The sequence below is a fragment of the Microcoleus sp. S36b_A4 genome, assembly GCF_036700645.1.
Classification (GTDB): Bacteria; Cyanobacteriota; Cyanobacteriia; order Cyanobacteriales; family Microcoleaceae; genus Microcoleus.
This window is the reverse complement of the sequence record NZ_JAUBPI010000030.1, coordinates 1-12,472: the sequence shown is the minus strand read 5'-3', so window position 1 is coordinate 12,472 and position 12,472 is coordinate 1. Positions and strand designations below refer to the sequence as shown.

The window sequence follows — 12,472 nt, the reverse complement described above, 5'->3', positions numbered from 1 at the left end:
CAATCGATTTTAGATTTTAGATTGTTATCAGTCAACAGACAACAGTCAACAGTCAACAGTCAACAGTCAACAGTCAACAGTCAACAGTCAACAGACAACTGACAATGAAAGCATTATTTCTCCATCCCAACTTCCCCGCCCAATACCGCCACATTATCACGGCTTTAGGCGCAGATCCCAAAAATCAAATTGTTTTCGGTACTAAAAACGAGCGCCCAGAGTGGAACATTCCCGGCGTTCGCAAAGCAGCATTTACCCCCAGCCGGGAACCCCACGCGCAGACTCACCAATACGTCCGCCCTTTAGAAAGTGCCGTCATCTACGGACAAGCCGTATTTAGAATGGCAGAACAACTCAAAGCAGACGGTTTCGTACCTGATATTATCTGCGGACATTCCGGTTGGGGGCCGACATTATTTGTCAAAGAAGCTTTTCCAAATACGCCGCTTTTGTGCTATTTCGAGTGGTTTTATCATGCTATTGGTTCCGACGCAGATTTCGACCCAGCGGAACCTTTAACAGTTGACGATATGGCCAGAATTAGAATCAAAAATGCGCCGATTCTGATCGATTTATATTCTTGCGATTGGGGTTTGTCGCCCACTTATTGGCAGCGATCGCAATTTCCGCCAGAATTACAACAAAAATTATCCACACTCCACGACGGCGTAGATACCGATTACTTCAAACCAGACCCCGGTGCTAAACTGGTTTTGCCTAACTTAGACTTGTCTGGCGTTGATGAAATTGTCACCTACGTATCGCGGGGAATGGAACCTTACCGAGGTTTTCCCGAATTCATTGAGTCGATCGCCTATGTACAAGAACGCCGCCCCAATTGTCACGTCGTAATCGTTGGTTCAGAAAGAGTTTGTTATGGGCGTTCTTTACCAAACGGCGAGTCTTACAAAGACTATATGCTCAAAAAAGTACCCCTAGATTTGTCGCGAGTTCACTTTGTCGGGCCCCTACCTTACGGACTGTATCTAAAAGTAATTCAAGCATCCGACGTACACGTTTATTTGACCAGACCTTTTGTACTATCTTGGTCGATGATTGAATCTTTATCAACAGGATGTTTAGTAATTGGTTCCGACACAGGGCCAGTCAGAGAAGTTATCCGCGACGGAGAAAACGGTTTGCTAGTCGATTACTTCTCACCGAAACAAGTAGCCGATCGCATTGATGAAGTTTTAGACCATCCTACCCGCATGGCAGAAATTCGCATCAAAGCCCGTCAAACCGCCCTAGAACGCTACAGTTTAGCTAAAATGCTGCCGCAACATCTACAACTGATCGAGCAAGTAGCAAATCGTTCCATGCCGCCTACAGTTGGTATGGAACCAGAACGGGAATTAGCAGCATCTTTTGCAGTGAGAATTTAGCAATAAAGTTGGTCAGGACTAAACCCCGGTTCACAACCTCTCCTGTGCGAATACACCGCACAGGAGATGGCTGTTTCATTCTCTTGTAGGGGCTGCCCCCATGTCTGAAACGCCGTGAAATCGTCTGTGAGAGGGTAGGCATTCTTGGCACTACAAGAGTCAAAATCGCGATTTTGGTGAGAATGAAACCGCCCTGCTGATTGTTGGGGGACGCAAGAGTAAGTTCTTGTCCCCCCCTTTTTTAAGGAGGGGGGCTAGGGCGGATCGAGCTTAAATGAACCGTAATGGAGCCATAGTTGCTGGCAGCATTCATGCGAGTGGTAAAAAGCAGCACACCTGTAGAATTGGATGTAGTGGAGGCATTTAAGTGGGAAAGTATGGGGTTGGTAAATTTACAAGCCAATCTCGCGACGGTGAGTTGCGAGTTTTATGGGCAGTATTTTGGCGATCGCTTGAAGTAGCAGCCGATCGGACTTTTCAGGAATACCGAGCCAGCAACGATAAGTTGTCATTTGTATCATGCTACGTTCTTTTGCTTGCTGTGCTTTTATCCGAGCTGCAATAACAGCTAAAAGAGCGTAACAACTTACCTCTTAGCAGCTTTAATTATATAACTAGCAATTTGCGTTACTACCATAACTGAAACACATTTTGCGATCGCTTGGAGGAAGTTACATTTGAAAACGGGATCTTTAACTGTTGTCGGGACGGGAATTCAATTAGTTGGTCATCTGACCTTAGCAGCGAAGGCGTGGATCGAGCAAGCTGACAAAGTTCTGTTCGCCGTAGCCGATCCTGTTACTGCTAAATGGCTACAGACACTCAATCCCACCGCAGAAGCCTTGCCTTACAATACCAACAATCAGCGGCGCAGAGAGACATACCGGGAGATGGTCGATCGCATTTTGGCTGAGGTTCGTCAGGGGTTGAATGTATGTGCGGTTTTTTACGGTCATCCCGGTGTCTTTGCTTACCCTACCCATGAAGCGATTAAACAGGCGCGTCACGAAGGCTTTCGGGCGCAAATGTTGCCAGGAATTTCAGCGGAAGATTGCTTATTTGCTGACTTGGGTCTTGACCCAGGACGCAACGGATGTCAAAGTTTTGAAGCCACTGACTTTCTGATTCGGGGGCGTAAATTTGACCCGACCAGTGCTTTAATTTTGTGGCAGATTGCGACGATCGGCAATCTGGGTTTTTATCAAGAAGAGATTCAATTGCGCGGTCTAAAGGTGTTAACTGAAGTGTTAGAAATGCACTATGGTTCTGACCACGAAGTAATTGTTTACGAAGCAGCAGTTTATTACCCGGTTTGCGAGCCAGTTATCCAGCATATTCCTCTGTCCAAACTGGCTGAAACTCGTGTTACTCTAGTTTCGACACTTTATGTTCCGCCTCAAGCGTCTGCACCTGTAGACAGTGAAATGATGGCACGGTTGGGTATGTCTTTTGTTAAAGAAACTTAAGGTATTTTGCCAAGCAAATGTAGTAAAAACTACACTTTTTGTCCAGCAGATAAAAAGTGTATGTGTTAGAGGAGAAAAAATGTGGTAATGTCGCTTTATATAGAAGAAAATCCTGACGATGGGAAGGCTCTGGCTCATCGGGGTGAAACTCATCGGCTGACGGGAAATTTTGAAGCTGCGTTAGATGATTTCAACCGATCGCTCGACTTGGAACCTAACAATGCTTGGGCGATCGCACACCGGGGCGAAACTTATTATCTGATGAAACGCTATCAGGAGGCTTTTGCAGATTTTCACCGAGCAATCGAGTTGCAGCCTGATTATACTTGGGCGATCGCACACCGAGGCGTAACCTACCGCTTTCTGGGAGAAGCATATTACACAAAGGCGTTGGGTGACTTGGATCGAGCAATTGAGCGTCAGCCGGATTACGTTTGGGCGATCGCTTATCGCTGCCGCGTCTATGCCTTGATTAAAAGCTACGATCAAGCTCTGATTGACTTCGAGCGAGCGATCGCCCTTGACAGAACCATATTTGTAAAAAATTGGCAAATTGAGAAAGGGTTGATCCTTTGCTATGACGGTCAATATTCTGAGGCGATCGCCTGTTGCGAGCAGAGGTTGCAACAGGTTTCTGATGACACGACAGCTTTGTACTGCATTGCAGTATCTAAAGCGCGTTGGCAAGGAGTGGACAAAGCAGCAAGCGAAATCGAGCGATCACGGACAGCATTGCTTGCTCAATGGGATACAGGCGATCGGGGAGATATTCTCTACCGACTCTGCGGCTTAGCAATTTTGGCAGGGAACTGCGAACAAGCATGGCAATATCTGCGAGAAGCTATTCCTATCAATGATGAAGCCATTGAGTTAGTGGGTCACGATCCAGCTTGGTTGGATTGGCGGGACGACCCAAGAACTCAGGCATTACTCGCTAGTTAAGTGTTTGAGAAAACAAAGTTCAAGTAATTCAACATCAAGTAACATTTCAGGAGGATTTTATGCAGATGGATCTCAACGATCAGATGATTGCTCAAAGAGCAGAAACTTTTCGCTTGTCAAAGGCTTACGAACAGGCGATCGAGCTTTTTGAACAACTCCTAGAAAAGTATCCAGACAATGCTTGGGTCAATGCTCATCTAGGAGCAATTTATTGCCAGTGGATGGATTATGGGAAAGCAGAAGATTATTTAAAGAAAGCGACGAGCAAAGAGAAGGATCTGTATTTCTGGGCACATGCACAGCTAGGTGAAATTTATCGTCTCCGGGCAATTGCGGAAAATCGGAAACCGGAATATCTTGAATGCGCTAAAAAACATTTCACAAAAGCACTTAATGCTAAAAAACCAGAAGAAAGCAACTATGCGTGGGCATTAGCTCACTTGGGAGCAACCTACCGCCTGGAAATGACTCGCGAGCTACAATTGCTAAGTACCAATGAGATAGATATCCCCAGTAAAGAAGAGGCGTTGAAATGTTTTAACAGAGCGATTGAACTTATCCCCACATACGCTTGGGCATGGGGTATGCGAGCAACGGTTTACAGATTGGCTCAAGAATACGAGGATTCATACTGGGATTTAGAAGTAGAGACAGTAATATCTCCGGAAATGGGGGTTTTGCAAAATTCTCCTTCTCCGGTTCCATTCTTAGCGACTAGGAGGGTAAATCTTCATGAACACGCATTGCTGTCTTTTTATTTAACGAAAAAAGAAGAAGACCAAAAACGGAAAGACAAACACTACGGTAGAGCGATCGCTTTTGCCCAACAAGCCTTGATACTTCAACCAGGTGACTTGATTGCTCAGCTAATTCTTACCGTAATTGAAGCTAACCAAAAGAAGGAACAGCATAGGGGGGAGCCTTTACCAGACCAGGAGATTCAGAAGTTTAAATCAAAATTACAAAGATTCTTTCAAGACGGAGAGTCAGAATTTTCTGAAATATGTAAAAACGTCTTACGAGAACAAATTCGTGCTCAGCAAACAAAATTTGAGATTTTGAACAATATAAAGGAGGAGGCTGGGAACGATCATAAATTAACACAGCTTATTTTGAAATATGTGGAAGATGACCCTAGTTCAAAAGTTGACGAGAAGGCACTATTATGGCTATGGAAAAATTTTGCCCTGACGGAGACATGTAGCATTGTTCTTTTCTTGCTTAGTGACTTCAGCGAAATTCTGGATCAAGACAGTATTATTGGAACAGCACAACCTTATCGGGAGCTTGCGGCGGCAATCAATCGTTACTACACCGGGGAAAGGCTTTATCAAACTCCAGTACTTTCGGAGGAACAACGGCGAACGATATTTGGAAAGTTCCTCGTTGGATTACAATGAGAGTTCTCTGAAACGAGTACAGAAACCCCTAATTCAAGGGAATTGACTGACAAAAATTAACGACGATTAGCTTACATTATTCACTGTTCACTACGTTAAAGATGAGGATGATTCTCATGAGTAAACTGTTTGATTTATTAACAGATTTAGCACTTGACACCAACAAACAAAGTGTTTTTATCAATAACCCCAGGTCTTTAATGGACGAGGTAGGTTTATCTGAAGCAGAGCAAACTGCAATGATGAGCAAAGACTCCGCTAAAATTGCAGCGTTCTTTGCAGACGAACTAATTTCACTTGCCATTACCACTAGCGATCCAGGCCCCGATCCCTTGCCAGATCCAGACCCTTTTCCTCCTTCTCCACCGTCAGACCCCAAACCTGACTCTGAGTAAGATGTGGTATTGAAGTCAAACCGCTCATAATTGTCTACACTTTTAGAAAGTAGATTGATATTTCACAAGCTCAAACCGCACTTGTTGCGGTTTTTTGTCATAAAAACCTAACTATGCAAAATTACCAAATTACTGAAAAACTGCATGAGAGCAGTAACTCGTTAGTCTATCGCGGATATCGGCAAGCAGACAATCTGCCTGTTATCCTAAAAATGCTCAAAGAATCCTATCCTTCACCTGAAAAAATTGCCTGGTTTAAGCGAGAGTATGAAATAACCCAAAACATTAACTTACCAGGCGTAATAGATGTTTACAGCTTCCAAAACCTAGAAAATCAGTGGGTAATTGCCTTAGAAGATTTTGGTGGCGAATCCCTCAATCAGATAATCGCTAAGAAACAATTTACAATTGCTGAATTTCTCCATCTGGCAATTGAAATTGTTGACATTCTCGGTCAGGTTCACCAGCAGCACATTATCCACAAAGATATTAACCCATCAAATATTGTTTTAAATCAGCAGACAGGTAAGCTGAAGCTAATTGATTTTGGAATTTCCACAACACTGTCGCAAGAAAACCCAACCTTTCTTAACCCGAACGTATTAGAAGGAACGCTGGCTTATATCTCGCCAGAACAAACAGGTCGCATGAATCGAACAATCGATTACCGCACTGATTTTTACTCTCTGGGGATAACTTTTTATGAATTACTAACCGGACAGTTACCTTTCCCCACGAATGATGTTTTGGAATTAGTGCATTGTCATATTGCTAAACAACCTACCCCACCGCACGAACTCAAACCAGAAGTTCCACCAATTATTTCGGCGATCGTGTTGAAATTAATGGCAAAAAATGCTGAGAAACGCTACTTGTCAGCATATCAAATAAAGGCAGATTTACAAGAATGTCTCAGACAGTGGCAGAGCAAAGAGCAAATTGACCCTTTCCCAATTGCTCGGCACAATATTTCCGATCGATTTCAAATTCCCCAAAAACTCTACGGGCGAGAACGGGAAATTTCTGCCCTATTAGCTGCTTTTGAGCGAGTTAGTCAAGGAACCAGTGAAATGATGCTGGTTTCTGGATATTCTGGGATTGGAAAAACTGTATTAATACAAGAAATATATAAGCCGCTGACTCGCCAACATGGTTATTTTATTTCTGGTAAGTTTGACCAGTTTCAACGAGATACTCCCTACGCATCCTTAATTCAGGCATTTCGTTCGTTAGTACGGCAGTTACTAACAGAAAGCGATGCCCAAATTAGCAAGTGGCGAGAGAAACTCCAAGCGGAATTAGGGGAAGCTGGAGGGGTAATCGTTGAAGTTATTCCTGAAGTAGAACTAATTATTGGTTCCCAACCACCCCTACCAGATCTCCCGCCAGCAGAACAGAGGAATCGCTTTAATCGGGTTTTGCAAAAATTTATTAATACATTTACTCAGCCCGAACATCCATTAGTAATTTTCTTAGACGACTTACAGTGGGCAGATATAGCCTCGCTGGAATTAATTCAACTGCTGATGACAGTAGCAGATAATAAATATCTATTTCTCATGGGCGCCTATCGCGATAATGAAGTAACCGAGGCGCATCCGCTAACTCAAATTTTGGAAAATATTGCCAAAGCAAAAGTAACAACCATTAATAAAATATTGCTGGCACCTTTAGCCTTAACCGATATTACGCAACTTTTAGTTGATACGTTTTTTGCGGCATCAAAAAATGTTAAGCCACTTGCCGAATTGCTCCAGCAAAAAACAGGTGGTAATCCGTTTTTTATCAATGAATTCTTAAAATCCCTGCATTCTGAAGCATGGTTGTATTTTAACTACGAATCTCAGAAATGGCAGTGGGACTTAGAACAAATCAAAGCGCAACCGCTTACAGATAACGTTTTAGAACTAACGAGCCAAAATTTAAAAAAACTCCCGACAGCAACTCAGGCAGTATTGAAATTAGCAGCTTGCGTAGGAAATCAGTTTGACTTGAAAACACTGGCGATTATCTATGAAAAATCTCTCCAAGAAACAGCAACCGATTTACGGTCAGCACTCCAATCTGGTCTAATTATACCCCTCAGCCATGCTTATCAGTTGGCGGAACTTGATGTAGCAGGTTTGTCAGATCAGTTAGTTGCAGAATACAAATTTGCCCACGACCGCATTCAACAAGCAGTTTACTCTCTCATCTCCGAAGCAGATAGACAGTCAGTACATCTGCGAGTGGGAAGGTTATTACTCCAAAATACATCATCTGAAGAATTGTCACAGAAGCTGTTTGATATTGTCAATCAGTTGAACAAAGGCCGTGCGCTGATTGAGCGACAAATAGAGCGATACGAGTTAGCTCGATTAAACTTAAAGGTCGGTAAAAAAGCCAAATCTTCAGCGGCTAGCCAACCAGCTTTCAATTACCTTCAGATCGGCTTAAGTTTGTTAAATAAAAAGAGTTGGTTGCAGCAGTACAACCTTACCTTAGATTTGCATTTAGAAGCAGCAGAAGCAGCTTATACAATTGCTAATTACGATGAAATGGAGCGCTTAGCTGCGGTAGTTTTGCAAAAAGCCCAAACGCTGTTAGAAAAAGTAAAAATATATGAAATTAAAATGCAAGCTTATTGCGCCCAAACGAAATTTATGGAGGCGATCGACATTGGGCTAGAAGTTATGAAATTACTAGGGGTAGAATTACCGGAACGACCGAACCAATCGGATCTGACACGAGAGATAGAGCAGATAAAATTTGCCTTAGCAGGTAGGCAAGTCCAGGAGCTAATCGACTTACCCCAAATGGTAGATCCGCATAAACTGGCAGCTATGAGGATCATGAACTACTTATTTGGTCCTGCGTTCATAGCAATTAATCAACTGAGCTTGGTAAATTGGTGCAGACAGGTCAATTTATCAGTTCAGTATGGTAATTCCGCTGATTCTGCTTTTCCATACGTAGGTTATGGGCTAATCCTATGCCTAACAGGAAAAATTGACACTGGCTATCAGTTTGGTCAAATTGCTTTGAAGCTACTAGAACGGTTCAAAGATCAAACATTCAAAGCCAGAACTTATGCAATGTATCATCTATTTCTCAAGCATTGGAATGAACCTCTCAAAGATACATCATCTTTTTGTATGGAAGCTTATCAAAGTGGCATAGAAACAGGAGATATTGAATATGCTGCTAGTGCTATAGCTAGCCATGCTTACGCTTTGTACCTAAGCGGTATGGAGTTGATGGATGCGAAGAAAAAGATGGCAAAAGCAATTGAAGTTACTTATCAAACTAAACAGGAACCTTACCTTCATTGGACTCAAACTTATATGCAGGCGATCCTAAACTTGATGGGACAAGCAGAAAATCCCTGCCGTTTGATTGGTGAAGTATATGATGAAGAAAAGATGATACCAATTCATCTAGAAAGTGGCGATAGAACTGCGCTAATGCAAGCTTATTCACATAAAGTTACTCTCTGTTATATTTTTGAGGAATTTCAGCAAGCTGTTGAGAATGCCGACTGCTTTGAAGAATACTCAGCTAATGCAGGTTCTTCGTATATTCTCCCTCCTGTCTATTTGTATGATATGTTAGCCCGATTGGCGCTATATCCTAATTCCTCAGAAACGGAAAGAGAAGAAATCCTGACAAAGGTGGCTGCTAAACAAGAAAAAATGGAAACATGGGCAAAGCAGGCTCCCATGAATTACCTGCACAAATTCTATCTAGTGGAAGCGGAACGCGATCGCGTATTAGGCAACGATAAAGATGCCAGAGAATATTACGACAAAGCCATCATCTTAGCCCGCGAAAACGAATATCTCAACGAAGAAGCCCTCGCCTACGAACTAGCAGGCAGGTTTTATTTAGCCAGAAATCAAAATCATGTTGCCCGTCACTACCTGCAAGATGCCCACTATGCTTATCAGCGCTGGGGGGCTGTAGCTAAAGTCAAAGATTTGGAAGCGCGATACCCGCAATTTTTAGCCATTCAGTCGCTTGGTTCAACCCGAACAGCTACTGAAAATAATACCATCAATCCAATCACCACAACTGGTAGCAATTCCGGCGAAGCGCTAGATTTTGCCGCAGTAATGAAAGCATCCCAAGCTATTTCCGGTGAAATCGTTCTCGAACAATTGTTAAACCAGGTGATGAAAACTGTGATTGAAAACGCAGGCGCCCAAAAAGGTTTTCTCATTCTGGATAAAGGCGGAAATTGGGCGATTGAAGCGGAAGCAGCAGTAGAATGCGATCGTATTACCATTATGCAATCCATTGCCGTAGATTCCGTAGATACTGCAACTGGAATGCCCCTGCTGTCAACCGCCATCGTTAACTACGTCGCTCGCAGCCACGAAAATGTAGTATTAAATAACGCCACCCATGAAGGACTATTTACTGGCGATTCTTACATTACCGCTACTCAACCCAAATCGATTCTCTGCACTCCCCTACTCAATCAAGGCAAACTAGGTGGAATTCTCTACTTAGAAAATAATTTGGCGATCGGCGCATTTACCTCGGAAAGAGTGGAAACTTTAAAAATCATTGCCGCTCAAGCTGCGATATCGATTGAAAATGCAACTCTCTACGAAAAATTAGAAGATTACAACCGAACTTTAGAGCAAAAAGTAGAAGATCGCACCGCACAATTAGCCCAAGCTAATGCAGAAATATTGGTTTTGAACGATCGGCTAAAAGTAGAAAACCTTCGCATGAGTGCCGAACTAGACGTAACCCGCCGCCTGCAACAAATGATTTTGCCTCAACAGCAGGAATTAGAGTCAATTGAAGGGCTAGAAATTGCTGCATTCATGGAACCCGCTGATGAAGTTGGCGGCGACTACTACGACGTACTAAATTACGGCGGTAAAGCCACAATTGGCATCGGCGATGTGACAGGACACGGTTTAGAAAGCGGCGTGTTAATGATTATGGCACAAACAGCAATTCGCACTTTGTTAGTTCACAATGAAACCGACCCAGTTAAATTATTGCAGACAGTCAACCAAACGCTTTTTGACAACGTAGAGCGCATCAATTGCGGTAAAAGTATGAGCCTTTCTTTGCTGGAATATCGGGGGGACAACATCCTGCGTTTGAGCGGACAGCACGAAGAGGTAATTGTCGTGCGTTCCAGTGGCGAAGTAGAGCGGATTGATACGATGGAGTTAGGCTTTCCCATCGCCTTGGAACCAGATATTGCCGATTTCATTGCTACTACTGAAATAGAGTTAAATTCCGGGGATGTTGTCGTACTCTACACAGATGGAATTACCGAAGCTTTTGATATGAATCAAAAGGAATACGGTATTGAGCCAATGATTGAACTTGTTGCCATTAACAGGGAAAAGTCAGCAGCAGAAATCAAGCAAGCTATTATTGACGACGTGCGGCGATACATCGGGGAGCAAAAAGTATTTGATGACATTACTTTGGTTGTAATCAAACAGAAGTAAGTATGGGAGAATTTAGTAGTCCGACTGTCCCACAGTCCGACAGGGAATGAATTCCCTGCCTCAAAGCTAAAGTCCTCTAAAGAGGACTAATGAGTTTAAAAATTTTTATTCTCAGTCCTCTTCAGAGGACTTTTGCTATTAGACAGGGGTTTCAACCCCTGGCGGACTGGCGGGTAGGCGGGAGGATTGATGGACTAAAAGCTTAAGTTGACACGCCTTGGGCAATGCCGTTTCCCTACGCCCAAATAATCAAGAACACTTAATGAGAGATGTAATTCTCACCCGATTAATTGTAGGGAAATGGCACTGCCGTTTCCTGATTGTGCGTAATATTAATTCCGAGGCAAGCGGATTTGATATAACTACTCATTTCGTAAGCCTTTCTGCTTGACCAACCCTAGAAATTACCAATGAATAGTATAACCGAAATTGGGCGATCGCCAATAGTTTACAAACCAGATATCGGCACAAAATCGTAACCGTAACTGGTGCGATTTCCGGGTTTAACAGTTACTAACTGAACTGCGCGATTACGATCGCCCGAAGGTAAAAACCGAATCGGGCCCGATGCTCCATTTGCGGAAAAATCTGACGCCGATAACGCTTGTTGAATACCTGTACGAGTCGGATTGCGCCCTAAACCGGCAATTAAGGCGATCGTCGCATCGTAGGCTAAAGCTGTGCGCCAACTTACTTCAGCATTCCAAAGTTGTTTGGATGTTTGGCGAAAGTTTGACTGCGGATCTGCGAGAATGTGCCAAGGAACAGCTAGCACCATATCTGTTGCGGCTGCGCCACCGATTTGCAGTGTTTTAGCAGTATAAGCATCGTCTCCTGCTAGTAACTGCAGGCGTTTGGCGTTTACTTGCACTACTTGCAAAGCTTGGTCGAGCGTGGCGGTATTGGCTGCTAAAACAATCACTTCTGCTCCCTGGGCGATCGCACTTTTAAAGCTCTCGGCAGCATTAAAATTACCCTTAGCAAAGTCAAATTCCGATACTACTTGTCCGCCATCTCCGTAAAGAGCAGTAGTGAATTCACTTTTTAAAGATTTGCTATAATTGCTAGCAGAATTGAAAAATACAGCAGCTTTTTGCTTTTGCAATTTTGTCAGCATATAGCGGGAAATAGCATTAGCCGCAAACCGATCGCTCGGCACTGTCCGAAATATATTGTTGCCAACTCCTGAAAGCTGCACCGACGTACTTGTGGGAGAAATTGCTACTAATTGTTTTTGCTGGTAAATCTTGCTGGCTGCTAGCGTTGCGTCAGAACTAAAATGCCCGATCACTCCTAAAACTTCAGAGTTATTTGCTAAAGCACTGGCAATTTGCGAGGCAATCTCTGGGCATTCGTAACAAGTTAAGCTTGGATGGCAGTTGTCAAGGGGATTTGAGAAGATGCTTCAAAGAAAAAGTAGTCAGA

At 43.3% G+C, this 12,472-nt stretch carries 8 protein-coding genes; 7 read left to right on the top strand and 1 reads right to left on the bottom strand.

Going from position 1 to position 12,472, the window contains the following annotated elements; all coding sequences use genetic code 11:
• Positions 1 to 104 precede the first annotated feature (104 nt).
• The 7 genes from QUA03_RS11970 (at position 105) to QUA03_RS11940 (ending at position 11,047) form a co-directional block, all read left to right on the top strand.
• Positions 105 to 1,385 carry a glycosyltransferase family 4 protein gene (locus tag QUA03_RS11970; protein WP_333073645.1) on the top strand — a complete coding sequence of 427 codons (1,281 nt, stop codon included), beginning with the start codon at positions 105 to 107 and terminating at the stop codon, positions 1,383 to 1,385.
• Between the two features lie 296 nt (positions 1,386 to 1,681).
• Positions 1,682 to 1,846, top strand: a complete 165-nt coding sequence (locus QUA03_RS11965) for an AAA-like domain-containing protein (protein WP_333212304.1) — start codon at positions 1,682 to 1,684, stop codon at positions 1,844 to 1,846.
• Positions 1,847 to 2,062: 216 nt separating this feature from the next.
• The gene (locus QUA03_RS11960; protein WP_333212302.1) at positions 2,063 to 2,851 is read left to right on the top strand and encodes an SAM-dependent methyltransferase; all 789 of its coding nucleotides are present in this window, start codon (positions 2,063 to 2,065) and stop codon (positions 2,849 to 2,851) included.
• Between the two features lie 87 nt (positions 2,852 to 2,938).
• Positions 2,939 to 3,793: a tetratricopeptide repeat protein gene (locus tag QUA03_RS11955; RefSeq protein ID WP_333212391.1), complete on the top strand. Its 855-nt coding sequence runs from the start codon at positions 2,939 to 2,941 to the stop codon at positions 3,791 to 3,793.
• Between the two features lie 59 nt (positions 3,794 to 3,852).
• The gene (locus QUA03_RS11950) at positions 3,853 to 5,193 is read left to right on the top strand and encodes a tetratricopeptide repeat protein (protein ID WP_333212300.1); all 1,341 of its coding nucleotides are present in this window, start codon (positions 3,853 to 3,855) and stop codon (positions 5,191 to 5,193) included.
• A gap of 116 nt (positions 5,194 to 5,309) precedes the next feature.
• Entirely contained in the window at positions 5,310 to 5,588 is a 279-nt protein-coding gene (locus QUA03_RS11945) for a hypothetical protein (RefSeq protein ID WP_333212298.1), read from the top strand.
• Positions 5,589 to 5,701: 113 nt separating this feature from the next.
• Complete coding sequence (locus QUA03_RS11940; protein ID WP_333212296.1) at positions 5,702 to 11,047, top strand: AAA family ATPase; 5,346 nt, start codon at positions 5,702 to 5,704, stop codon at positions 11,045 to 11,047.
• 448 nt (positions 11,048 to 11,495) lie between these two features.
• Here the strand turns inward: QUA03_RS11940 and QUA03_RS11935 are convergent, their stop codons facing one another.
• Positions 11,496 to 12,389, bottom strand: coding sequence for an ABC transporter substrate-binding protein (locus QUA03_RS11935; RefSeq protein WP_333212389.1), 894 nt, complete (start codon positions 12,387 to 12,389; stop codon positions 11,496 to 11,498).
• Between the last annotated feature and the right edge of the window lie 83 nt (positions 12,390 to 12,472).

Excerpts from the sequence above, each read along its gene's own strand:
- QUA03_RS11970 (WP_333073645.1), top strand. The coding sequence starts at position 105 with ATGAAAGCATTATTTCTCCATCCCAACTTCCCCGCCCAATACCGCCAC.
- QUA03_RS11955 (WP_333212391.1), top strand. The coding sequence starts at position 2,939 with ATGTCGCTTTATATAGAAGAAAATCCTGACGATGGGAAGGCTCTGGCT.
- QUA03_RS11950 (WP_333212300.1), top strand. The coding sequence starts at position 3,853 with ATGCAGATGGATCTCAACGATCAGATGATTGCTCAAAGAGCAGAAACT.
- QUA03_RS11945 (WP_333212298.1), top strand. The coding sequence starts at position 5,310 with ATGAGTAAACTGTTTGATTTATTAACAGATTTAGCACTTGACACCAAC.
- QUA03_RS11940 (WP_333212296.1), top strand. The coding sequence starts at position 5,702 with ATGCAAAATTACCAAATTACTGAAAAACTGCATGAGAGCAGTAACTCG.